Here is a 22,604-nt window from a genome sequence, read left to right as displayed (position 1 = left end):
GAGGAATGACCATGGTCGTATTTAAACCGTTTGCCCCGTATATGCCGAAACACCCCGAGGCGGTCGCTGCCGCCCCGTACGATATCGTCACTGTCGAACAGGCGCGTGAAGACGTCGAACAGCGTCCCGATTCTTTTCTTTCGGTCGATAAACCAGAACTGTTCACGGCGGACATGCCGCTCGACGCCTGGGGACGCAGAGCCCGTCATGAGCTCGAACGGCTCTATGAATCAGAATTGACCGAGCGGACACATGGGTTTTACGTCTACCGGCTCACCGACCACGGACATGTGCAGACCGGACTCGTTGCCACGTTCTCGGTGACTGATTATGAGGCAGGAAGAATCAAAATCCACGAGCACACACGTGAGGTGAAAGAGCGTGAACGGGTCGAACACGTATCGGCGACGAAAGCGCACACCGGCCCGATTTTGATGAGTCACGTCCCGGACGAAGGATTGCGTCGTATCTTGGACGACGCGACGACAGGAGAGGCGTTGTTTGCCTTCACGGACAGTGAAGGTGTCATCCATGAAGGCTATGCCGTGCCATCCAAGCATCAAGCACGCGTCATCATGCTCGGGGCCAGCATTCCGGCCATCTATATCGCCGATGGGCATCACCGGGCCAAAGCCGCAGCTGTCGTCGCCCGGAGCCCGATCCATGAAGGGGAATCGAAACAAGAGCGGGACCACTTCCTCGGCGTCTTGTTCCCGAGCGATGAGCTGACGATTTTGCCGTATCATCGCATTTTGAACGATGTGGCGCCAGAAGAAGTCAGAGCGTTGCTTGACGGTTTAGCTTTCTCGTATGAGATTGAATCGGTGCCTGCCTTACACGTCCCGAACGAACGGGGCACGTTCGGTTTGTCTTACCGGGGCGAGCATTTTATGCTCAAAAAACGGCAGACGACGACGGCACTCGACGTCGCGACGTTGCAACGGGATGTGCTCGAGCCGTATTTCCATGTCAAAGACGTACGGACGGACAAACGAATCGATTTCATCGGCGGCAAAGATGCCCCGACGCGCCTCGCCGACTTGGCTGAACGTGATGACGTCGTCGTGTTGACGTGTCACGCCACGGCGATGGAAGAGCTGATGCGCGTCGCCGACGAGAGCGGTCAAATGCCGCCGAAATCGACGTGGTTCGAACCGAAATTGAAGAGCGGTCTGTTCATTCATCGGTTCGATTGAACGTGCAGAGTGGCGTCACGGCGTGAAAAGCGTTATAAATGGAAGAGAAGAAAGGGGTGGCCGCCATGGCTAAAGCCGTATATCTTCACATTCCATTTTGTGAACATATTTGTTATTACTGCGATTTCAACAAGGTGTTCTTAAAGAACCAACCGGTTGATGACTATTTAGATGCACTTGAACGAGAAATCAAACTCTCGCTCGAACAATACCCGACCGATACGATTGAGACGATCTTTATCGGCGGCGGGACACCGACCGCCCTCAATGAGGCGCAGATGAAACGTCTCATGGACATGGTCGCGCGTCACTTGCTCCCGCTCGCGTCGCCAGACCTCGAATACTCGGTCGAGGCGAATCCGAACTTCGTGAGCGCCGAGAAGCTCGATACGATGAAACATGGAGGGGTCAACCGCGTCAGTTTCGGCGTCCAGACGTTCGATGACGGTGGACTCGAACGAATCGGACGGACACACCGGGCCGATGACGTGTTCGCGACCGTGACGGAAGCGGCGAAGCGATTCGATAACATCTCGATCGACTTGATGTTCGGCTTGCCGGAACAGACGCTCGAACAGATTGAGCGCGACCTCGACTTGGCGTTCCAGCTCCCAATCCAACACGTTTCTTCCTATTCGTTGATTCTCGAGCCGCATACCGTGTTCGCGATTCAAGAGCGGAAAGGGAAGTTGCGCCTCCCGGGCGAGGATATCGAAGTCGAGATGTACTTGAAAGTGATGGAGACGCTCGAACGTCGAGGCTTGAAACAGTATGAGATCTCGAACTATAGCCTCGAAGGACGCGAAAGCCGTCACAACCAAGTGTACTGGCGCAACGAAGAGTATTATGGTTTCGGGGCTGGGGCGCACAGTTATTTGAACGGGGAGCGTCGGGCGAACATCGCGCCGATTCCGCACTATATCAAGGCGGAAGGGCTACCGGTTCGCAATACGACGACGCTCGAGACGGTCGAGAAGATGGAAGAGGAACTGTTCCTTGGACTCCGGATGCGTCAAGGCGTGTCGTTTGCGACGTTCGAGTCGAAGTATGGTGTGTCGATGCGTTCGGTATTCGGGCATGTCTTGTCGGAACTCGAGGCAAAACGGTTGATCGAGACGACGGACACACACGTCCGCTTGACCGAATCTGGGCTCCCGCTCGCCAACGAGGCGTTCGCTGCCTTCATCGGCGAGGCACGGATGAGCGACTCACCGGAACAGACATCGATGTCATAACAAACAAGGGCGAACCCGGATTGGGTTCGCCCTTGTTTTGGTTATAAGACAAGATCGCGGTAAATCGGCATGAGCCGGCTGAACGTATCCTCGACGAGCGCCAGGAAGGCGGCTTCGTTTTGCAGAATCGACGCATCGGCCGGAAGTTGACGACCGATCAAGAAGTCCGCTTTCTTCACCGTCGCGAACCGTTCTGTGATCGCTTCGATCGATTCAGCTGACGAATCCTCGATTAAGAACGCGTCTTTTTTCATATGGTCCCCGGCGATATGGAAGTCGGGGAACTCTGATTTGAAGTCGATCGTCATGAGTCGACGGCCGATCGCTTCTTTGTTCGGCATCTCATAGATGAACGCGAGCCAGACGAAGACCCGGTCGTCGAATAACCCGACTTGGAAATGGGGATGTTTCTTATAGCCGCGTTTGTCATGGCCGATCGCCATCCACGTGTCTTTCGGTGGATTGACCGTCCGACGGGCATGTTTGGCGACATGCAAGTAAAGCGGGACACCGACATCGGCCTCGAGTTGGGGACCGACCTCCTCATAGATTCGGTGGAACAGCGGTTGAATCTCAGAGCGGATGCCTGCCATGCGGGCATCGAGTCCGTCTTGCGTGAATACGTTAAATTGTTGTGTTGTAAACATCTAATCACCTCAATTCGTATCATACCGAAACTTGAAGAAACATGCATACCGGAAGGCTCTATGGGGCTGGAAAAAATGATGCGAATGAATTGACAAATATGGAGAACATGATAATATTTGAAGTGTGATTAGCACTCAGTAAATATGAGTGCTAATAAAGCGAGGCCAATCCTTCAGAGAGGAGTGACGTTGTGCTGACAGAGAGACAATTGCTCATTTTACGAGCCATCATTGATGATTATATTCAAACGGCCCAACCAGTCGGTTCGCGGACGTTATCGAAGCGGGATGACTTGTCATTCAGTTCGGCAACCATTCGGAACGACATGGCTGATTTAGAAGATATGGGTCTGATTGAAAAGCCGCATACGTCGGCCGGACGCATCCCGTCCGAAGTCGGCTATCGGTATTATGTCGACCATCTCGTCGAGACGAAAATCATCGACGAGCGGGAGACGTATCGCCTTGGCGAGCGGCTACGTGCCTCGGCCCAAGAGTCGGAAGTGCTCATCCGTCAAGCCGCCGACCTACTCTCTGACCTGACCAATTATACGACGGTGGCGCTCGGTCCGAACAGCCAGATGAATCGGCTGGCCCGGATTGATTTGATGCCGCTCGACGAAAGGCGTGGCGTCGTCTTGATCGTGACTGATCAAGGCCACGTCGAACATCGGACGGTCGTATTCGAATCTCCGATGGCGCCGGACCTGGTCGAACAGACGATCCGCTTCTTGAACGATCGTCTGAAAGGAACTCCACTCGGTCAGCTGAAGTTCCGGATCGGAGAAGAAGTGTCCAAGCTTCGACTCGCGCATCAGGAACAATTCGAGTTCATGATGCAACTCATTCAATCGACCGTCGGCGTCCAACATCCTGCTTCGCTCTACTTAGGCGGGAAGAAGAACATCTTCAACCAACCTGAGTTCCAGACGCTTGATACGTTGCGTCCGTTCCTTGAATGGATCGACGAGCAGGAGCGGTTGACCGACTGGCTCGAATCGTTGCCAAACCGTGAGATTTATGTGAGCATTGGAAGCGAGAATGGCATCGTCGCGCTTCAAAATTGTAGCGTCATCACGTCCGACTATACGCTCGACGGTCAGACGTTCGGGACGATCGCGATGATCGGACCGACCCGGATGGATTATCGACACGGGGTTCAGATGATGGGACAAATTATTGAGGCGCTCAGGCGAACGAAATTAGAAGAGTGATGGAAAGGAGCCTCATTATGACAACTGACAAACAGAATGGGCCAGAGCCAGAAGAAGTGCTCGAAGAAAAAGATTTTGATCCGAAACAGACAGAGACGGTAGAAGCTGAAGAGGTTTCAAATGTTGAGTTTGTGGAAGAAACTTCTGAGGGGACGGATTTACAAAAAGAAATCGATGCGCTCAAGGCGAGCGAGCTCCGTATTCGTGCGGATTTTGACAACTTCCGACGCCGGACGAACGAAGAGAACGCAAAACGCGTGAAATTCGCGTCGCAGACGGTCGTCGAGAAATTGATCCCGCTCATCGACAACTTTGAGCGTGCGCTCCAAGTCGAAGCGAATTCGGACGACGCCAAGCAGATTCAAGCTGGTGTCGACATGATTCACCGCCAGTTGCTCGACGTCTTGAACGGTGAGAACGTCGAAGCGATCGAAGCGGTCGGACAACCGTTTGACCCGAACTATCATCAAGCGGTCATGCAAGAGCCGAGCGATGAGTTCGAATCAGGGATCGTGACGATGGAGCTTCAAAAAGGGTACACGATGCACGGGCGCGTCATTCGTCCGAGCATGGTAAAAGTCTCAGAATAACATTACTTAATTAGATGGAGGAATAGACAATGGGTAAAATTATCGGAATTGACTTAGGTACAACGAACTCATGTGTAGCAGTGATGGAAGGTGGCGAAGCAGTCGTCATCTCGAACGCGGAAGGGAACCGTACGACACCATCTGTCGTCGCCTTTAAAGGCGAAGAGCGTCAAGTCGGAGAAGTCGCGAAACGTCAAGCGATCACAAACCCGAACACGATCCAGTCGATCAAACGTCATATGGGTACGGCTCATACAGTAGAAGTCGACGACAAGAAGTTCACGCCGCAAGAAATCTCGGCGATCATCTTACAAAAATTGAAAAAAGATGCAGAAGACTACCTCGGTGAGTCGGTGACGGAAGCGGTCATCACCGTTCCTGCCTACTTCAACGATGCTGAGCGTCAAGCGACGAAAGACGCAGGGAAAATCGCTGGACTTGATGTCAAACGGATCATCAACGAGCCGACGGCAGCAGCACTCGCTTACGGACTCGACAAAGGTGAAGACCACACAATCTTGATTTATGACCTCGGTGGCGGTACGTTCGACGTGTCGATCCTCGAACTTGGCGATGGTGTCTTCGAAGTTGTCGCTACTGCAGGGGACAACCGTCTCGGCGGTGACGACTTTGACCAAAAAGTCATCGACTACCTCGTAGCTGAATTCAAAAAAGAGAACGGCATCGACCTCGCACAAGACAAGATGGCGCTCCAACGTCTAAAAGACGCAGCTGAAAAAGCGAAGAAAGACCTTTCAGGCGTGACAAGCGCACACATCAGCCTTCCGTTCATCACGGCTGGAGCTGCTGGTCCGCTTCACCTTGAAACGACGCTCACGCGTGCGAAATTTGATGAGTTGACAGCCGACCTCGTCGAGCGCACGATGGAACCGACACGCCGTGCCTTGAAAGACTCTGGGCTCACACCATCTGACCTCGACAAGATCATCCTCGTCGGTGGTTCGACACGTATCCCAGCGGTCCAAAAAGCAATTCACGACTTCACGAAAAAAGAGCCGTTCAAAGGTGTCAACCCGGATGAAGTTGTTGCTCTCGGTGCAGCCATCCAAGGTGGTGTCCTCGCTGGTGACGTCAAAGACGTCGTCCTTCTCGACGTGACTCCGCTCTCGCTCGGTATCGAGACGATGGGTGGCGTGATGACGAAGTTGATTGACCGTAACACGACGATCCCGACATCGAAATCACAAGTCTTCTCGACGGCAGCTGACAACCAGCCGGCCGTAGACATCCACGTCCTCCAAGGGGAACGCCCGATGGCGCCGGATAACAAGACGCTCGGCCGCTTCCAATTGACGGACATCCCGCCGGCACCACGCGGTGTGCCGCAAATCGAAGTCAAATTCGACATCGATGCGAACGGAATCGTTCACGTATCGGCGAAAGACCTCGGTACGAACAAAGAGCAGTCGATCACGATCCAATCGTCTTCAGGTATCGATGAGGCTGAAATCGAGCGCATGGTAAAAGAAGCGGAAGCGAACGCAGAAGCGGACAAACAGCGTAAAGAAGAAGCCGAACTCCGCAACGAAACGGATCAACTCGTCTTCGCGACAGACAAAGCGATCAAAGACCTTGGCGACAAAGTCGATGCGGCTGACAAAGAACGTGCTGAAGCGGCGAAAGAAAAAGCCAAGTCAGCACTCGAAGGCACAGACCTCGAAGCAATCCGTACGGCGAAAGACGAATTGTCAAACGTCGTTCAAGAATTGACGCAAAAAGTATATGCGAACATGGCTGAAGAGCAAGGTGCTGAAGGTGCCGAGACACAGACGGAAGCGAAAGACGACAACGTCGTCGACGCGGAGTTTGAAGACCTCGACGATCGTAAATAAGGCAACCGATAGATAGGAGAGCGCCAAAGCAGGTTTCTGCTTTGGCTCTTTCCATGTTAAGGTAGATTCGGTAGAATCTTAGTTTAGACAGTGTAGAGGAGAGAGTAACGTGGCGAAACGAGATTATTATGAAGTGCTTGGCCTGGATAAATCGGCCTCGGCACAAGACATCAAGCGGGCATATCGTAAGCTCGCACGACAATATCACCCAGACATCAACCAAGAGCCGGATGCGGCCGATAAATTTAAAGAGCTCGGAGAAGCGTATGAAGTGCTGTCAGACGAGCAGAAACGGGCCCAGTATGACCGCTTCGGTTTTGAAGGGGCCAGCCAGTTCGGTGGCGGTGGCGACTTCCAAGGTGGCTTCGGTGACATCTTTGACATGTTCTTTGGTGGCGGCGGACGTCGTCAAGACCCGAACGCTCCACGTCGCGGCGAAGATTATCAATACGTCGTCGATCTCGATTTCATGGAGAGCGTGACCGGCAAGACGGAAACAATCGACCTCGAGATCGAAGTGGAATGTGACACGTGCATGGGCAGCGGTGCCAAACCAGGGACGAAACCAGAGACGTGTGGCCGTTGTGGCGGTAGCGGCGTCGAGACGGTTGAACAGAACACGATTCTCGGGCGGATGGTCAACCAGCGGACGTGTAGCCAATGTCACGGCAGCGGGAAGACGATTAAAGAAAAATGTGAAACGTGCCATGGTTCTGGCCACGTCAAGAAACAGAAGCAAGTCGAAGTCAAGATTCCAGCCGGGATTGACAACGGCCAACAAATCCGTCTCTCCGGTAAAGGCGGCCCAGGTTATAACGGCGGACCAGCCGGTGACCTATATATCGTCGTCCGCGTCCGGGCCCACGAGATCTTTGAACGGGTCGACCAACACATCACGATGGAGATGCCGGTCACATACGCACAAGCAGCACTCGGTGCCGAGCTAGAAGTGCCAACCGTCCACGGCAAGGTGAGCCTAAAAGTACCAGCCGGCACGCAGACCGGGTCGAAATTCCGCTTGCGCGGCAAAGGGATGCCGAGCGTCCGCGGCGGCGGCAATGGCGACCAGTACGTCAATATCGTCGTCATGACACCGACGAACATGACCGACCGTCAAAAAGAACTGCTTCGTGAGTTCGAAGAGATTAGCGGGGAAGCAGGCGTCGAAGAACAGCACGGCCTGTTCCAAAAAATGAAGAAGTTTTTTAGTCAGTAAAAGGAGCGTGTGAAACGATGAAATGGTCTGAAATTTGTGTCCACACGACACAGCAGGCAGTCGAAGCCGTATCGAACTTATTACATGAAGTGGGGGCACAAGGGGTCGTCATCGAGGACGTCGAGGACTACGACCAGATGATGGCCGAAGACCATTTCGGAGAGATTTGGGACGTTTCCGGACGAGAATCGTATCCGACGTCCGGCGTCTACGTGAAAGCGTACGTCCCGGCGTCGGGTGATTTCCAAGACACCCTCGCCGCGTTCAAAAAAGAAGTGGACGGGTTGCGTCATATGCTCGACATCGGCACCGGCGAAGTGACGGTCGTCGAGATGGACGAAGAGGACTGGGCCCATTCGTGGAAGCAATACTACAAGCCCGTCAAAATCTCGCAACATCTCACGATCGTCCCGCTCTGGGAAGATTATGAGCCGCAACCTGAAGAGAACGTCATCTTGCTTGACCCGGGCATGGCGTTTGGCACCGGGACACATCCGACGACGATGCTGTGTATCCAAGCAATCGAGAATTATATCGAGCCGGGTGACCGCTTGATCGATGTCGGTACCGGATCCGGTGTACTCGCCATCGCCGCGGCGAAGCTTGGCGCCGAACGTGTCGAGGCGCTTGATTTGGATGCGGTCGCCGTCGAATCGGCGCGTCAAAACGTCGAGACGAACGATGCCCAAGACGTCGTCGACGTGAAGACGGGAGATCTGCTGAAAGGGATGACGGGCGAGTACGACCTCGTCGTCGCCAACATTTTGGCCGACGTCATCATGCTCTTCATCGATGATGCTTATGCGCGCGTCAAATCAGGCGGTTACTTCATCACGTCTGGAATCATCGGTCAGAAGCGGGCCGAAGTGACAGCTGCGCTCGAAGCGGCTGGATTCACGATTGAAGAGACGCGTGTCATGGAAGATTGGGTCGCCATCATCGCGAAGAAAGGGTAAGCCATGCAACGATACTTTTTACAACGTGAAGCGTTTGGAAGCGATCTCGTCGAATTGCCGGCCGACGTCGTGCATCACATCGGCACAGTGCTTCGGGGAGGTCCTGGGTATCAACTCGTGCTCTTGGACGGGACCGGATTTGAATACGTGGCCGAAGTGGTGACGCTCGATAAGAAGTCCGGTACGGCACGCGTCGTCGAGAAGCGGGAAGCGACGACCGAACTGCCGGTTGACGTGACGCTCGCCTACGCGATCCCGAAAGGGGATAAAGTCGAACTCGTTGCCCAAAAAGGGACCGAGCTCGGTATGCATCATCTGTTGGTGTTCGAGTCGAAGCGCTCGGTCGCCAAATGGGACGCCAAGAAGGTGCCGAAAAAGCTGGAACGGCTCCAAAAAATCATGCAGGAGGCGGCCGAACAGTCGTACCGCGCCGTCGTCCCGACATGTGCTTATCTCGCCCCAAAAGAGCTAACGGCTCGTTTCAATGCATATGATGCGGTCGTTCTCGCGTACGAAGAGGTGGCCAAACACGGAGAAGGTTCCGCGTTTGCGACGGTATTGACAGCCGCTCGACCGGGCTCGAAGCTCCTGCTTCTCGTTGGTCCAGAAGGCGGCTTCGATGAAGCGGAAGTGGCCGGTTGGATCGAGGCGGGTGCCGTACCTTGTGCGTTCGGTCCGCGTATCTTGCGTTCGGAAACGGCTCCGCTCTATGCGCTCTCAGCTATTTCCTACGCCCTTGAATTGAATTGATACACCACACAAATGGCTCTCGCACATGCGAGAGCTATTTTTTGTGGAAAGATAAAGGGCTCGCATCCAAGACGCGAGCCCTTCCACTTATTTTTTGACGAGTGTGATCGTCTTCGTCGTCACGTTTCCGGCGAGGTCAGTCGCCTCGAACGTGAACGTGTTCTCACCTGTTGTCACAGGTAACGCGATTCGCTCGGTTTTAGTGAACGAACGCATCTCATACGGAGCCTTCAGCGTCTGGCTGAATTTCAAGTCACCGTTGACGAGAAGCTTCACTTCATCAAAGTTGTCTTTCACGGTCACGTCGACGTTGACCGTCGATTGTTTTTTACCGATTTTCTTCGGCAGTTTCCCGATTTCGATGACGGCTGGTGTCGTGTCCACGAAAATCGCACGTTGGAAGTTAGTCACGTTGCCGGCCGCGTCTTCGGCGACGAAACGTAATTTATGGACGCCGTCCCCGAAACTGCGAGTCGTGTTGAAGACGTGTTCTTTCTTCGCATCATCCCACGTGAGTGGCACGTCAACGCCGTCAACTTGGAACGATTGGATCGCAGATGCATCTTGAATCGTTCCAGATACCGGGATGTCCGATGTCGCGTATGGCGTCAATGCGAGCGGGGCGTTCACGAACACGCCCGGCTTATCGGCGTCTGTCGAGTAGGCGACCGTCTTCGTCGTGCTGTTGCCGGCGTGATCGACGACGCGAACGCTGACTTGATCGGCGTCACTGACGCCTGCGAACGTGTAAGCCGCTTTTCCGTCAGCCTGTTTGGCGACGGATTTTCCGTTCAAGAAATATTCGACCGAATGAATGCCTGAGAACTCATCTTTCGCTTGGACGGCCAAGCTGTCCCCTTGCCATTTCGTCGTGAACGTCGGGTCCGTGTAATCGACTTTGACCGGGAAGCGAAGCGTCTGGGCTTGTTTCTTCATGTAGTCGATGCTTCCTTCGATTTCGTAGAAGTACTTGCCGGCAGGGGCTGGCTTGCCGTTCAACTGACCATCCCACGTGTAAGCGGCCGAGTAGTAGTAAGGCGTGTTGGCACCACCGTCAAAGTAGTTCTTACGAAGTTCTTCGTCTTGGAACAGCGTCCGGACGACGTTCCCTGACTCGTCGACGATGCGGTACTTGACGTCTTTGGCGTTGCGGAGCAACGAGAACACCGGTACAGCGACATCTTTCGAGCCATCTTTGTCTGGGGAGAAGGCGATCGCGTCGGCATCAACAGACTGGTCAAGGTTCGAACCGAGATAGTTCCCTGTCTGGTCGACCATGCCTGAAACTTCGTAGAACGAGCCGTCTTCATAAATCGAGGCATCGAAGATCGGTGCCTTGCCCCAGTCTCCTTCGAAACCGACGAACGGTACGACGAGTGACGGGTTGCCCTCAGGACCGTTGACGTCCGTCAAGCGGACGAATCCATCGACGAAGTAACCGTTCTCGAAGACGTCTTTCGCCGGTACGAGGCCGTCGAGCGTTTTCGGATTGAGCACTTTCGCTTTCGAGACGTCGAGCGCGATTTTCAATTCAACTTTTTGATTTGGTTTCACTTTGACCGTGCGAACTTTTTTGCCATTCACCGTCACTTTTGCATTCTCGAGTGCTTGTGCTTCCATCGCGTTCTGAACGAGTCCAGCTGTCTGCTCGATGGCGAGGTCGGTCTGGAGTGACGAAGACACGTTATACGACACGGCCTTATCCGACAAGTTCTCGACGACGAGTGTGAACGTGGCTTTGCTGCGGTTCAATTCCTTGAGCGCGACTTTTGCTTCTTTCGTTTTCTTCTCGTACGCGATCGCTGGTGTCGAAACGGCAGCATGCAATTGCATGAGACCTGCTCCACCACGACGTGGCGTGTACGGAAGGTTTTGTTGCAACTGTTTGTTGAGTGGTCCGATATCCGTGACGGCTTTCGACGTGTTAATAAGCAAGTTCTTCGCCATCGTGACACGTGCCGTGCCTGTCAAGTTGAAGTCGCGGTCAACGCGTTCGAGGACGAGGGCGGCTCCACCGGCAACGTGTGGCGCAGCCATCGATGTACCGCTCATCAAGCCGTACTGGTTATCGTTCAACGTCGAGAAGATCTGTCCGCCTGGTGCCGAAATCTCTGGTTTGAAGTCAAGGTTTGGCGTCATGCCCCATGATGTGAAGTTCGAGAGCTGACCGGCCGCACCGTTAACGACGCTGAGTCGATCGCCGGCAAAGCCGATCGTCATCTGTTCGCCCGCAAGGAGACGTTGTTGCAAGGCGTTTCCGTCCTTGATGCTGAGCGAGGCCATCGGGACTTGCGGGTTTGACAAGGCCATGCTCACGTAGTCGCCGTGACCGACAGCACCGCGGACGATGACACCGGCCGCGCCGTTCGCTTCGGCCGTCTGCTGAATGTTCGAATAGAAGTAACTACCGTCACGGACGGCGAGGACGATTTTCCCTTTGACATCTTTTCCGACGTACTGGCTCGGTTGCCCGTCGCCGACGTAAACGAGTTCATAGTCTCCTTGTGTAAAGGCGGGACCGTCTTGTTTTTTCCAACCGATTTTATCGGTGTTGTCGCCTGACTTGATGGAGAACGCGTCCAATTGGATTTGATCGTTCTCAAGCGATGCAACCGATGTCGATGCCGAGCTGACACTCGGGGCACCGACGACGCCCGTGTCCGGGTTATTGGCGTATGGAAGGTCATAACCGTTCCCGAAGTAGGCCGAGTTCCCTGCTGAAATGGACATGAAGACACCGTTGTCGACGGCACGTTGGACGGCTTGTTGTTCCGGTGAGTCGGCGTCGACGAATCCGGCCGTTGATCCGAGACTCATGTTGATGACGTCCGCCCCGAGTTTGATCGCATCATCGATGGCTTTGATGTAAATATCGCCATATGTCGAAGCGTAGTTCGGGTCGTTACTAAATACTTTGAGCCCGAGCACTTGTGCCTCAGGGGCAACGCCTTTCAATCCACCGGCGGCTTCATCCCCGTTGGCGGCGACAGTACCCGAGACGTGCATCCCGTGCATCGAGGCGCCAGGCGAATCGTCACGGATATCATCGTTCTCATCATAATAGTTATAAGCGTATGGGACTTTCTCGTTTATGTAAGCTCCAGGCATGCCGAACGTGCTGACGGCCGTCTCGACTTCTGTTTGAGATAACTCAGCCTTCGAATCATCGGTGAGACGGAAGTCGCGGTGGTCGGCGTCGACGCCTGTATCGATGACGGCGACGATTGTGCCTTCGCCCGTGAAGCCATAGTCGCCCCACGTCTGTTGCGATTGGACCATGCCGTTGCTCGTGACCATATCCGGTTTGACTTCTGGACGTTCGTACTCATTGACGACGTGGACGTGCGCAACTTCAGGTAACGCCTCGACTTTTTTGACATCTGTCGCTGTGAGCATCGTACTGAACCCGTTGAAGACGGTTGTGAACTCTTCAAGCGTCACGGCTTTAACGCCTTTTTTCGAGATGGCCGCTTTCGCTTTCTTTTGTTCGGCTTTGACGACCTTTTGGGCGCCATCTTTCTCGGTCTTCGTCAATTCATTGAATTTCTTGCCTTTCTTTTTCGCTTGATCGATTGCCGGGGCACCGACGAGTTCGACGACGACACGTAACTTCTCGTGTTTGTCCGTCGTGTTCACGCTTTGTTTGACGGACGGTTTGGCCAAGACCGGTTCGGCACCGAGACCGAGCAGGCCAGGGGTCAACGCGAGACATGTCGCGAGGGAGACGTTCAAATAAAATTTTGGTTGTGGCAATTTAGTATCCTCCAATCGTTTTTTGAAAAAATAAATCCATTTGTGGAAAATGATAGCGGATTTAAATCCAAAAATCCTCCTGTTTTTTAAACGGAAGGGTAATGGATTTGAACAAATTAAAAGATTCTGACAATTACTTTGGACCTATGTGCTCAAATTGGCATATAGGTCTTTTTCCAGTGTAGGCCTCGAAGTCTCAAAAAATGAAGTCTCTAAAACGAAATGAACAATTTACTTGAGATTTCTAGCGTAAGTTGATACAGTCTGTAGTAGATAAATCATATAAAACTTATCGATATAGTCGGAATAAAGATGATGGGGTGACAGAATGGGATTACAGTTCATGGACATTTTTAAGGAGTGGGCGTCGGAATATGACGCGGCCGTGACCGGACACGACGAACAATATCGCGAAGTATTCGCGGGGTACGAGACGATGCTCGGCGAGGTCGTCGACCAGTTAGAAGGCCGAGTGATGGAGTTCGGGATTGGGACTGGGAACTTAAGCGCAAGAATTCTAGAGAGGCACGACCTCATCCCTGTCGAACCGTCGCCAGAGATGCGGGCCGTCGCGGCCGAGAAGTTACAGCTCGATATCGTCGATGGTGATTTTCTCAACTATCCGACTGACAAGTCCGTCGATACGATCGTGTCGTCGTATGCGTTCCATCATTTGACGGATGACGAGAAACGGACGGCGATTCGAAGTTACGTCGAACATCTCGACGCCCCGCGCTTCGTTTTGCTTGATACGATGTTCGCCTCGCAAACAGCGAAACGGGACATCTTGGACTGGGCCGAAGCGAACGGCTATACCGATTTACTCGAAGATTTGAATCGAGAGTTTTATCCGTATACCCAGACGATTCAAGCGATGCTCGAAGCAAACGGCTACACGGTCACCCTTACGCAAAAAAATAAATTCGTCTGGCTCGTCGTGGCCACGAAACAAACAGGAGGAACTCAATCATGAAAAGTTATAAAGTCGAGAGCTTCAATTTAGACCATACAAAAGTACAAGCGCCTTACGTCCGTTTAGCCGGAGTGAAGAAAGGGACGGCCGATACGATTTATAAATATGATATCCGTTTCATTCAACCGAACGAAGGGCTCATGCCAATGCGGGCCGTCCACTCGCTCGAGCATTTGATCGCCGAGAACAGCCGTAGCCATTCGAATCAAATTATCGACGTCTCGCCGATGGGTTGCCAGACAGGCTTCTATTGGACGATGTTGAACGATGGGGATTACGAAGCGATGCTCGACCTCGTCGAAGCGACACTCCGCGACGCAGCAAATGCGACGGAGTTGCCGGCACAAAACCCGATTCAATGCGGGAGCGCGAACCATCACGATTTCGAAGGCGCGAAGAAGCTTGCGGCCGATATGCTTGCCAAGCGTGACGAGTGGCACATCATCTTCAAGGACGAAGCGTAAATGATTGTCCAAAGCGTCTATGAATTGATTGGGGAGACGCCGCTTCTCGAATTGCGGACGTTGCCGGTACCTGCGGGTGTGAAAGTATACGGCAAGCTCGAGATGATGAATCCGGGTGGTAGCGTCAAGGATCGTCTCGGTCTGCAATTGATTGAACGGGCGCTTGAACGTGGACAACTTGAACGCGGGGGAACGGTCGTCGAACCGACGGCCGGGAACACCGGAATCGGGCTCGCGCTCGCCTGTCAACGTCACGGCATCAAGTTGATGACCGTCACGCCGGAAAAGTTCAGTCAAGAGAAGCAGGCGCTCATGGCGCTACTCGGGGCGACCGTCGTCAACACGCCGACCGAACTCGGGATGAAAGGCGCCATCGCGCGGGCGAAAGAGCTCGCCATCGAATATGACGCCTATGTGCCGGAACAGTTCTCGAACCCGGATAACCCGGACGCGTACGTCGACACGCTCGCACTCGAGCTTCAGGCCGACCTTCCCCACATCGATGTGTTCGTCGCCGGGGCCGGCTCAGGCGGCACGTTCACCGGTGTCGCGAGCAAGTTGCGGCCGAACGGGACGAAGGCGATCGTCGTCGAGCCGGAAGGGTCGATTTTGAACGGGGGAGCTCCTGGCCCCCATAAGACAGAAGGAATTGGGGTCGAGGCGTGGCCGGCATTCTTGCCGCACGACCTCGTCGACGGGATTTACACGATTACGGACGAAGAGGCGTTTTATTATGTCGCTCATCTCGCTAAACAAGAAGGCTTGCTCGTCGGAAGTTCATCCGGAGCGGCCATCGCGGCATGTGTTCAAGAAGCGGCGAAGATGACGGAAGGTGTCATCGTCACGATTTTACCGGACAGTGTCGAACGGTATTTAAGTCAAGGAATAGTCAAGGAGGCAGAATATGCGTACAAAAACAGCACTCATTCATGGCGGTAAAACGACGGATCCCCTGACAGGAGCCGTCACACCACCGATTTATCAGACGAGCACATACAAGCAAGACGGCATCGGCAATCTCCGGGACGGATATGAGTATTCGCGGACGGCCAACCCGACGCGGACGGCACTCGAGACGCTCATCGCCGATATCGAGGGCGGTGCCCGCGGATTCGCGTTCGGCTCTGGGATGGCAGCCATCTCGACGATTTTAATGTTAATGAAATCAGGGGACCACGTCATCGTCGGTTCTGACGTATATGGGGGAACGTACCGTGTATTCAATCGAGTATTTCAATCACTTGGCTTGGAGGCATCTTTTGTCGATACGGCCGATACGCAAGCGGTCCGTGAAGCGCTCCAACCGAACACAAAAATGATTTACGTCGAGACACCGACGAACCCGCTGTTGAACGTGACCGACATGCGCCTGATTCGCGCCATCGCTGACGAGGCGGACGTCTTGTTCGTCGTCGACAACACGTTCATGACCCCGTACTTCCAAAATCCGATCGAATTCGGGGCCGATTATGTGCTTCATAGCGCCACGAAATATTTGGGTGGCCACAGCGACGTCGTCGCCGGTCTCGTCGTCGCTCGGACGGAAGAACTCGGAGAGCGTCTCGCATTCCTTCAAAATTCAGTCGGCGCGGTACTCGGACCGCAAGACAGCTTCCTCGTCGTCCGTGGCATCAAGACGCTCGCGGTCCGCATGGAAGCGATCGAGTCAAACGCGCTCGCGCTCGTCGACTACTTGACGAAGCACGAGGCGGTGAGCCGTGTCCTACATCCGAGTGTCGGCAGCGAAGAAGCGAAGCGGGTCCACTTGTCGCAGGCACGCGGCTTCGGTGGAATGATCGCCTTCGATGTCGGTTCAGCCGATGCGGCCGAACTCGTCGTCGCGAAGACGAAATACTTCACGCTCGCCGAGAGTCTCGGCGCGGTCGAGAGCTTGATTAGCGTCCCGGCCCGGATGACCCATGCGTCAATCCCGGCGGAACGTCGTCTCGAGCTCGGCATTACGGACGGGCTCGTCCGCATCTCCGTCGGTCTCGAAGATGTACAAGATTTGATTGAAGATTTGGAGCAAGCGCTCGCGACCGTGGCGACGATTCCGAACTAACATTCATAGTGATGCGAGGTGCGCTTGCGAGCGCACCTCTTTTGTCGTGTGCATGGCGAAAGAATTCGCTTGAATGTCCTAATCGCATCGACTACACTGACGATAATTGATTACGAGAGCGGGTGAACGAAGTGAACAAAGGCGTCATGCCGACGGTCGGAGCCTACGTCATGTGGGGCGTCCTACCGATTTATTGGAAGTTTTTACAGGAGATACCGAGCGGTCAAATCTTGGCCCATCGGATCGTCTGGTCGTTTCTCTTCATCTTACTCGTCTTGAAATGGACGAAGCAGTGGACTGAGTTCAACTATGCGCTCCGGCACCGGGCGACGCGGAACGCCTTTATGTTGAACGGCTTCATCGTCAGTGCCAACTGGTTCGTGTACATATGGGCGGTCAATCACGGCTATATCATCGAGGCGTCACTCGGCTATTACATCAATCCGCTCGTGAGCATGGTGTTAGGTGTGCTTGTTTTTCGGGAATCATTAAACCGAGTCCAATGGCTCGCGGTGACCGTGGCGGCGATCGGCGTGCTCGTCTTGACGTTCGGATATGGGTCGTTCCCTTGGATCGCCTTCATTCTGGCCAGTACGTTCGGATTTTACGGCATGGTGAAGAAACGCCGACCGCTTGCCTCGACGGTCAGTCTCGGGATTGAGACGCTCGCGGTCGTGCCGGTCGCTATCATTTTCTTAGGTTGGCAGACGTCTCAGGGCGGATTGACGATGACGACCGAACCGGTCATTTGGGTCGCCTTGGTCGGGACAGGCGTGATGACGGCGTTGCCGCTTCTTTTGTTCGGGTACGGAGCACAACATATCCCGTTCACGCTTGTCGGGTTTCTTCAATTCATCGCACCGACGCTCAGTCTCGCGATCGGGGTCATCCTCTATAATGAGCCGTTCACGGGTTATCACATTTTTGCGTTCACGTGCATCTGGATTGCGATTTTCTTCTTTAGTTGGAACAGCTGGATCCAGACACGAAAGCGTCGTCAACTCGTCTGAATTGAAAGCTGTTACATTTCAAGAAAACATGATAATATGTTAGATGTCAGACCTATATGTCAGACCGATACATCAGAGGAGGAATTTTACGATGGAATTAGCACGTTATATCGACCACACAGCCTTGAAGGCAGAAACAACGAAAGATCAAGTCACGAAACTTTGTGCCGAGGCGCTCGAATACAAATTCGCAAGCGTCTGTGTCAACCCGACATGGGTGAAGTACGCGGCGGAACAACTCAAATCAGATGACGACGTCAAAGTATGTACGGTCATCGGTTTCCCGCTCGGAGCCAACACGCCAGAAGTGAAAGCGTTCGAAACAAAAGACGCGATTGCCAACGGTGCAGATGAAATTGACATGGTCATCAACATCGGCGCCATGAAAGACGGCGACTTCGACCTCGTCGAGCGCGATATCCGCGCAGTCGTCGAAGCGGCAAACGGGACGCTCGTCAAAGTCATCTTTGAGACGTGCCTCCTTACGAAAGAAGAAATCAAAAAAGCGGCTGAGCTTTCAGTCAAAGCAGGCGCAGACTTCGTGAAAACGTCGACTGGCTTCTCAACAGGCGGCGCGACGGTAGAAGATATCCGCCTCATGCGTGAGACGGTCGGACCAGATCTCGGCGTCAAAGCTTCAGGCGGCGTACGTGATTTCGAAGGCGCACAAGCGATGATCGATGCCGGCGCGACGCGCATCGGCGCATCAGCTGGAATCGCCATCGTCACAGGCGGACGTTCAGATAGCGACTATTAATAACTAGTGGTTGACCGCACGACTTACTTTCACTATAATATGTTATGACGTGTGAAACACGTTTCCTTAGTCGTGTAATTCGGAGGGAGGGAAAACTAGTGGAAACTCGTGTCCGTAAAAACGAATCGCTTGAAGACGCTCTTCGTCGTTTCAAACGCGGTGTTTCGAAAGATGGCACTCTTGCCGAAGTTCGCAAACGTCGTCACTACGAAAAGCCAAGCGTAAAACGCAAATTGAAATCAGAAGCTGCGCGTAAGCGTAAGAAATTCTAATTTCAGTTTCATTTGTAGAGAGGGTGTTAGCTCATGAGTCTTCAAGAACGCTTGACGGACGACATGAAGCAAGCCATGCGCGCAAAACAGAAAGATCGTCTCACGACGATCCGAATGGTCAAAGCGTCGCTCCAAAATGAGGCCATCAAATTTGGTCGACAAGATCTTACTGAGGAAGAGGAACTCACGGTGCTCAACCGAGAGATGAAACAGCGCAGAGACTCCCTCCGAGAATTCGAAAGCGCTGGTCGTGAAGACCTTGCATCTAAAGTAGCTGACGAGATTGTCGTACTAGAGGCCTATATGCCTGAACAACTTTCTGAAGATGAAGTCACGGCGATCGTGAAAGCAGTTATTGCTCAAACGAATGCCACAGGCCCGTCAGATATGGGTAAGGTGATGGGCGTCGTCATGCCTCAAGTTAAAGGCAAGGCAGACGGTGGTCTTGTGAACCGCATTGTCAAACAACAATTGACGAATTAATGAAAGAGACAGGAGCTTTTGGGTCAAACCAAAAGTTTCTGTCTTTTTTTGCGTATTCTGAAACCACAAGCAAACTTGTTTCGTATACACTAGAGATAAGAGGTAGCTTGTGAACTCGGAAGGGGGTTGCAATACGATGACATTTGGTCTCGGAGTGATTCTGACGGTGTTTTTTGTCGGGATCGTCCTTCTAGGAATTGAAGTGTTCGTTGCCGGTTTTGGATTGTTCGGCGTGCTAGGGATCGGGGCGGTCGTCGCCAGTTTGATTATGGCGGGCGCCACGATCGGGCAACTATGGTTGTCGCTCGGTTTAGCCACGGCCATCGTCGCTGGACTCGGATTTTGGGCATATCGTCGCCTGCAGTCCAATCGTTCGCTCATGTATAAAGGGTTGATTTTGACCGATTCGACGTCATCAGACAAAGGGTACCTGTCTCACGATGACCGCAAACGGTTACTCGGGAAAGTCGGGGTCACATTGACGCCGCTGCGCCCGGCGGGTACCGCTGAGATTGACGGAGAACGGATTGATGTCGTGACAGAAGGTAGCTATCTCGATTCGCAAACGAAAATTCAGGTGTATAAAGTCGATTCAGGGCGCGTTGTCGTCCGTAGCTTTATAGAGCCGAAGGAGGATGTAACAGAATGACACCAGAACTATTGACCACGTTACTCATCTCAGGTGGAGGATTGATTGCGCTCGCCGTATTCTTCACGTTCGTCCCGGTCGGGCTGTGGATCAGCTCGTTCGCCGCTGGCGTCCACGTCTCGATTTTCACATTGATCGGGATGCGACTCCGTCGCGTCGTCCCATCGAAAATCGTCAACCCGCTCATCAAAGCGGTCAAAGCCGGTATTGGCTTAAATACGAACCAGCTCGAGAGTCACTTCTTGGCTGGGGGTAACGTTGACCGTGTCGTCAACGCCTTGATTGCGGCCCACCGTGCCGATATCGAATTGTCGTTTGAACGTGCCGCAGCAATCGACCTTGCCGGCCGAAACGTGTTAGAGGCTGTTCAAATGTCCGTCAACCCGAAAGTCATCGAAACGCCGTTCATCGCCGGTGTGGCCATGGACGGGATTGAAGTGAAAGCGAAAGCCCGGATCACGGTTCGTGCCAACATCGACCGTCTTGTCGGGGGTGCCGGAGAAGAAACGATTATCGCCCGTGTCGGTGAAGGGGTCGTCTCGACGATCGGTTCGCAACATAACCATAAACACGTTTTGGAAAATCCGGATATGATTTCACGTACCGTATTGACGAAAGGTCTTGATTCAGGGACCGCGTTTGAAATCTTGTCCATCGATATCGCCGACATTGATATCGGTAAAAACATCGGAGCGGTTCTTCAGACCGACCAAGCCGAGGCTGATAAGAAAATCGCGCAAGCGAAAGCGGAAGAACGCCGCGCGATGGCGATCGCCCGTGAGCAAGAGATGAAGTCATCAGTCGAAGAGATGCGCGCGAAAGTTGTCGCGGCCGAGGCTGAAGTCCCACTCGCGATGGCAGATGCGCTTCGCCACGGCAAGCTCGGTGTCATGGACTACGTCAACTACTTGAACGTCCAAGCCGATACAGAAATGCGTAAAGCGATCGGTCACCCAGTCGAATCTGACAAAGAGTGATCGGGATGGATGGACTTTGGGTACTACTCCTCGCCGCATTCGGGATCGCTTCGGCGGTCATGAAGCGGATGGAGAAATCATCTTCTACTGGAGAACGGCCGCCGAGTACGGATTTGAAACGCTACCTCGATACGGTCGGTGACATGATGAAAGAAGTCGAGGCGACATTTGACGAGCCACGCGATGGCAAGGAAAAACCGACGCCGCAAAAACTGCGTCGTCGTGTCGCTGCCCCGGCTGAATCAAGAGAGTCTCAGCCGTCGCGCCGGCGGGAAGAATTACCGCACGTGAGTGCGCAGTTCGAACAGACAGTCAAGATTCCGCCGATTTCGGAGGCGACCGAGTCGCGGCCGCAACCGCAACCGCGCATGTCGATGAAGCAAGTTCGGCAAGCTGTCGTTTGGAGTGAAATTTTGCAGCCGCCGGTGTCGAAACGCCGTCGCTAAGCCTGAAGCAGTGACATCGAGTCACTGCTTCTTTTTGTGGCCGAAACGGACGGTCTTTCTTTCACGAACGGCTTGATAGTGCTAAAGTAAAGAAGGAACAATCTACTGATGGGGAGGAGAAACAACCATTGATTATGACTGATAAGATACCGTTCGTCATGGAACATGCGAACGAAGCACAGGCACTCCTCGGGCCGAAAGACGAGGTCTTTCACGCTATCGAGGCAGAACTCGCGGTCGCACTCACTCCTCGTGGAGAAGAATTGATCATTCAGGCCGATACTGCTGACACACTTGAATTGACGAAAACCGTCATCAAGACGCTACAACAGCTTGTCAAAAAAGGGGCTCGCTTGAACGAGAGTGATGCCATCAGCGTGATTCAACATATCAAGGTCGGCAAAGGCGATGAACTGCTCGAGCATTATGAGCGGGTCGTCTTCACGACGAACAAAGGCAAACCGATCCGGGCGAAAACAGTCGGACAAAGCCGCTACGTTCGTGCCATTGAAAAACGCGATCTTGTCTTCGGAATCGGGCCGGCCGGGACCGGAAAGACCTATCTGGCCGTCGTTTTGGCAGCACGGGCATTGAAAGAAGGACAAGTCAAACGGATTATTTTGACGCGTCCAGCCGTCGAAGCAGGGGAAAACTTGGGTTTCTTGCCAGGCGACTTGAAAGAGAAAGTCGATCCATACTTACGTCCGCTCTATGACGCCTTGTTTGACGTCTATGGCGTCGAGCAGACGAATCGGTTGCTCGAACGTGGCACAATCGAAGTCGCCCCGCTCGCCTATATGCGAGGACGCACGCTTGAAGATGCGTTCGTCATTTTAGATGAGGCGCAGAACACGACGAAAGAGCAGATGAAAATGTTCTTGACGCGACTCGGTTTCGGGTCGAAAATGGTCGTCACAGGCGACTTGACGCAAGTGGATTTACCTAAAGGGAAGGCGTCAGGTCTTCAAGAGGCGTTACATCTGCTCGAGCGAGTCGAAGGGATTCATTTCGAACACTTTACGTCGTCCGATGTCGTTCGACATCCGCTCGTCAAGAAAATTATTAACGCCTATAGTACCGAACTCACATAACAAAAAGGGG

General features: G+C 53.4%; 22 protein-coding genes. 20 read left to right on the top strand and 2 right to left on the bottom strand.

The genetic code is table 11. The features are described 5' to 3' along the window. The first annotated feature begins 11 nt into the window (after positions 1-11). Together AC13H5_RS09595 and hemW are read left to right on the top strand one after the other, a co-directional pair. Complete coding sequence (locus tag AC13H5_RS09595) at positions 12-1,196, top strand: DUF1015 domain-containing protein (RefSeq protein WP_214823138.1); 1,185 nt, start codon at positions 12-14, stop codon at positions 1,194-1,196. Positions 1,197-1,261: 65 nt separating this feature from the next. Next, complete coding sequence (gene hemW, locus AC13H5_RS09590; protein WP_214823137.1) at positions 1,262-2,431, top strand: radical SAM family heme chaperone HemW; 1,170 nt, start codon at positions 1,262-1,264, stop codon at positions 2,429-2,431. Positions 2,432-2,472: 41 nt separating this feature from the next. Here hemW and AC13H5_RS09585 read toward each other — a convergent pair whose 3' ends face one another. After that, positions 2,473-3,078, bottom strand: a complete 606-nt coding sequence (locus AC13H5_RS09585) for a DUF1054 domain-containing protein (protein WP_214797268.1) — start codon at positions 3,076-3,078, stop codon at positions 2,473-2,475. Between the two features lie 191 nt (positions 3,079-3,269). Here AC13H5_RS09585 and hrcA point away from each other — a divergent pair, with 191 nt between their 5' ends. The 6 genes from hrcA (at position 3,270) to AC13H5_RS09555 (ending at position 9,657) form a co-directional block, all read left to right on the top strand. After that, entirely contained in the window at positions 3,270-4,292 is a 1,023-nt protein-coding gene (hrcA, locus tag AC13H5_RS09580; RefSeq protein ID WP_214823136.1) for a heat-inducible transcriptional repressor HrcA, read from the top strand. A gap of 17 nt (positions 4,293-4,309) precedes the next feature. Beyond that, positions 4,310-4,882 carry a nucleotide exchange factor GrpE gene (gene grpE / locus AC13H5_RS09575; RefSeq protein WP_034778140.1) on the top strand — a complete coding sequence of 191 codons (573 nt, stop codon included), beginning with the start codon at positions 4,310-4,312 and terminating at the stop codon, positions 4,880-4,882. A gap of 29 nt (positions 4,883-4,911) precedes the next feature. Further along, on the top strand, positions 4,912-6,735 hold the full coding sequence (gene dnaK, locus AC13H5_RS09570) for a molecular chaperone DnaK (protein ID WP_214823135.1): 1,824 nt from the start codon (positions 4,912-4,914) through the stop codon (positions 6,733-6,735). Positions 6,736-6,844: 109 nt separating this feature from the next. After that, the gene (gene dnaJ, locus AC13H5_RS09565; protein WP_034778138.1) at positions 6,845-7,951 is read left to right on the top strand and encodes a molecular chaperone DnaJ; all 1,107 of its coding nucleotides are present in this window, start codon (positions 6,845-6,847) and stop codon (positions 7,949-7,951) included. Between the two features lie 17 nt (positions 7,952-7,968). Continuing rightward, entirely contained in the window at positions 7,969-8,907 is a 939-nt protein-coding gene (gene prmA / locus AC13H5_RS09560; protein ID WP_034778137.1) for a 50S ribosomal protein L11 methyltransferase, read from the top strand. A 3-nt stretch (positions 8,908-8,910) separates the two neighbouring features. Next, positions 8,911-9,657, top strand: coding sequence for a 16S rRNA (uracil(1498)-N(3))-methyltransferase (locus tag AC13H5_RS09555; protein WP_483545649.1), 747 nt, complete (start codon positions 8,911-8,913; stop codon positions 9,655-9,657). Positions 9,658-9,744: 87 nt separating this feature from the next. Here AC13H5_RS09555 and AC13H5_RS09550 read toward each other — a convergent pair whose 3' ends face one another. Continuing rightward, a complete protein-coding gene (locus AC13H5_RS09550) occupies positions 9,745-13,410 on the bottom strand; it encodes a S8 family serine peptidase (protein ID WP_483545648.1) in 3,666 nt (1,221 codons plus the stop codon). Between the two features lie 328 nt (positions 13,411-13,738). Here AC13H5_RS09550 and AC13H5_RS09545 point away from each other — a divergent pair, with 328 nt between their 5' ends. The 12 genes from AC13H5_RS09545 (at position 13,739) to AC13H5_RS09490 (ending at position 22,594) form a co-directional block, all read left to right on the top strand. Beyond that, a complete protein-coding gene (locus AC13H5_RS09545; RefSeq protein WP_214753078.1) occupies positions 13,739-14,383 on the top strand; it encodes a class I SAM-dependent methyltransferase in 645 nt (214 codons plus the stop codon). Next, entirely contained in the window at positions 14,380-14,847 is a 468-nt protein-coding gene (locus tag AC13H5_RS09540; protein ID WP_021065678.1) for an S-ribosylhomocysteine lyase, read from the top strand. Before AC13H5_RS09545 ends, AC13H5_RS09540 begins: the two co-directional genes overlap by 4 nt. Further along, on the top strand, positions 14,848-15,786 hold the full coding sequence (locus AC13H5_RS09535) for a PLP-dependent cysteine synthase family protein (RefSeq protein ID WP_215189972.1): 939 nt from the start codon (positions 14,848-14,850) through the stop codon (positions 15,784-15,786). It abuts the gene before it with no gap. Next, complete coding sequence (locus AC13H5_RS09530; RefSeq protein WP_214797266.1) at positions 15,752-16,909, top strand: bifunctional cystathionine gamma-lyase/homocysteine desulfhydrase; 1,158 nt, start codon at positions 15,752-15,754, stop codon at positions 16,907-16,909. Before AC13H5_RS09535 ends, AC13H5_RS09530 begins: the two co-directional genes overlap by 35 nt. 122 nt (positions 16,910-17,031) lie before the next feature. After that, the gene (gene rarD, locus AC13H5_RS09525) at positions 17,032-17,919 is read left to right on the top strand and encodes an EamA family transporter RarD (RefSeq protein WP_214797265.1); all 888 of its coding nucleotides are present in this window, start codon (positions 17,032-17,034) and stop codon (positions 17,917-17,919) included. A 91-nt stretch (positions 17,920-18,010) separates the two neighbouring features. After that, positions 18,011-18,676: a deoxyribose-phosphate aldolase gene (gene deoC / locus AC13H5_RS09520; protein ID WP_029595219.1), complete on the top strand. Its 666-nt coding sequence runs from the start codon at positions 18,011-18,013 to the stop codon at positions 18,674-18,676. Positions 18,677-18,753: 77 nt separating this feature from the next. Then, positions 18,754-18,948, top strand: a complete 195-nt coding sequence (gene rpsU / locus AC13H5_RS09515) for a 30S ribosomal protein S21 (protein WP_029334745.1) — start codon at positions 18,754-18,756, stop codon at positions 18,946-18,948. 33 nt (positions 18,949-18,981) lie between these two features. Next, entirely contained in the window at positions 18,982-19,431 is a 450-nt protein-coding gene (locus AC13H5_RS09510; RefSeq protein ID WP_034778124.1) for a GatB/YqeY domain-containing protein, read from the top strand. A gap of 136 nt (positions 19,432-19,567) precedes the next feature. After that, on the top strand, positions 19,568-20,080 hold the full coding sequence (locus AC13H5_RS09505) for an NfeD family protein (RefSeq protein ID WP_034778122.1): 513 nt from the start codon (positions 19,568-19,570) through the stop codon (positions 20,078-20,080). Next, a complete protein-coding gene (gene floA / locus AC13H5_RS09500; RefSeq protein WP_034778121.1) occupies positions 20,077-21,057 on the top strand; it encodes a flotillin-like protein FloA in 981 nt (326 codons plus the stop codon). The genes AC13H5_RS09505 and floA overlap by 4 nt, the downstream gene beginning before the upstream one ends. Positions 21,058-21,062: 5 nt before the next feature. Next, positions 21,063-21,503, top strand: a complete 441-nt coding sequence (locus tag AC13H5_RS09495; RefSeq protein WP_034778119.1) for a hypothetical protein — start codon at positions 21,063-21,065, stop codon at positions 21,501-21,503. Between the two features lie 134 nt (positions 21,504-21,637). After that, on the top strand, positions 21,638-22,594 hold the full coding sequence (locus AC13H5_RS09490) for a PhoH family protein (RefSeq protein ID WP_034779973.1): 957 nt from the start codon (positions 21,638-21,640) through the stop codon (positions 22,592-22,594). Positions 22,595-22,604: the final 10 nt, after the last annotated feature.

This window comes from Exiguobacterium sp. FD-YE-25-4 (assembly GCF_057004685.1).
The sequence above is the reverse complement of the archived record's forward strand: the minus strand, read 5'-3'. Positions and strand labels throughout refer to the sequence as shown.

What these genes read in the sequence shown, in the direction of transcription:
- AC13H5_RS09595 (WP_214823138.1), top strand. Translation starts at nt 12, where the DNA reads ATGGTCGTATTTAAACCGTTTGCCCCGTATATGCCGAAACACCCCGAG.
- hemW (WP_214823137.1), top strand. Translation starts at nt 1,262, where the DNA reads ATGGCTAAAGCCGTATATCTTCACATTCCATTTTGTGAACATATTTGT.
- AC13H5_RS09585 (WP_214797268.1), bottom strand. Translation starts at nt 3,078, where the DNA reads ATGTTTACAACACAACAATTTAACGTATTCACGCAAGACGGACTCGAT.
- grpE (WP_034778140.1), top strand. Translation starts at nt 4,310, where the DNA reads ATGACAACTGACAAACAGAATGGGCCAGAGCCAGAAGAAGTGCTCGAA.
- dnaK (WP_214823135.1), top strand. Translation starts at nt 4,912, where the DNA reads ATGGGTAAAATTATCGGAATTGACTTAGGTACAACGAACTCATGTGTA.
- prmA (WP_034778137.1), top strand. Translation starts at nt 7,969, where the DNA reads ATGAAATGGTCTGAAATTTGTGTCCACACGACACAGCAGGCAGTCGAA.
- AC13H5_RS09555 (WP_483545649.1), top strand. Translation starts at nt 8,911, where the DNA reads ATGCAACGATACTTTTTACAACGTGAAGCGTTTGGAAGCGATCTCGTC.
- AC13H5_RS09545 (WP_214753078.1), top strand. Translation starts at nt 13,739, where the DNA reads ATGGGATTACAGTTCATGGACATTTTTAAGGAGTGGGCGTCGGAATAT.
- AC13H5_RS09540 (WP_021065678.1), top strand. Translation starts at nt 14,380, where the DNA reads ATGAAAAGTTATAAAGTCGAGAGCTTCAATTTAGACCATACAAAAGTA.
- AC13H5_RS09535 (WP_215189972.1), top strand. Translation starts at nt 14,848, where the DNA reads ATGATTGTCCAAAGCGTCTATGAATTGATTGGGGAGACGCCGCTTCTC.
- AC13H5_RS09530 (WP_214797266.1), top strand. Translation starts at nt 15,752, where the DNA reads ATGCGTACAAAAACAGCACTCATTCATGGCGGTAAAACGACGGATCCC.
- deoC (WP_029595219.1), top strand. Translation starts at nt 18,011, where the DNA reads ATGGAATTAGCACGTTATATCGACCACACAGCCTTGAAGGCAGAAACA.
- AC13H5_RS09510 (WP_034778124.1), top strand. Translation starts at nt 18,982, where the DNA reads ATGAGTCTTCAAGAACGCTTGACGGACGACATGAAGCAAGCCATGCGC.
- AC13H5_RS09505 (WP_034778122.1), top strand. Translation starts at nt 19,568, where the DNA reads ATGACATTTGGTCTCGGAGTGATTCTGACGGTGTTTTTTGTCGGGATC.
- floA (WP_034778121.1), top strand. Translation starts at nt 20,077, where the DNA reads ATGACACCAGAACTATTGACCACGTTACTCATCTCAGGTGGAGGATTG.
- AC13H5_RS09495 (WP_034778119.1), top strand. Translation starts at nt 21,063, where the DNA reads ATGGATGGACTTTGGGTACTACTCCTCGCCGCATTCGGGATCGCTTCG.
- AC13H5_RS09490 (WP_034779973.1), top strand. Translation starts at nt 21,638, where the DNA reads ATGACTGATAAGATACCGTTCGTCATGGAACATGCGAACGAAGCACAG.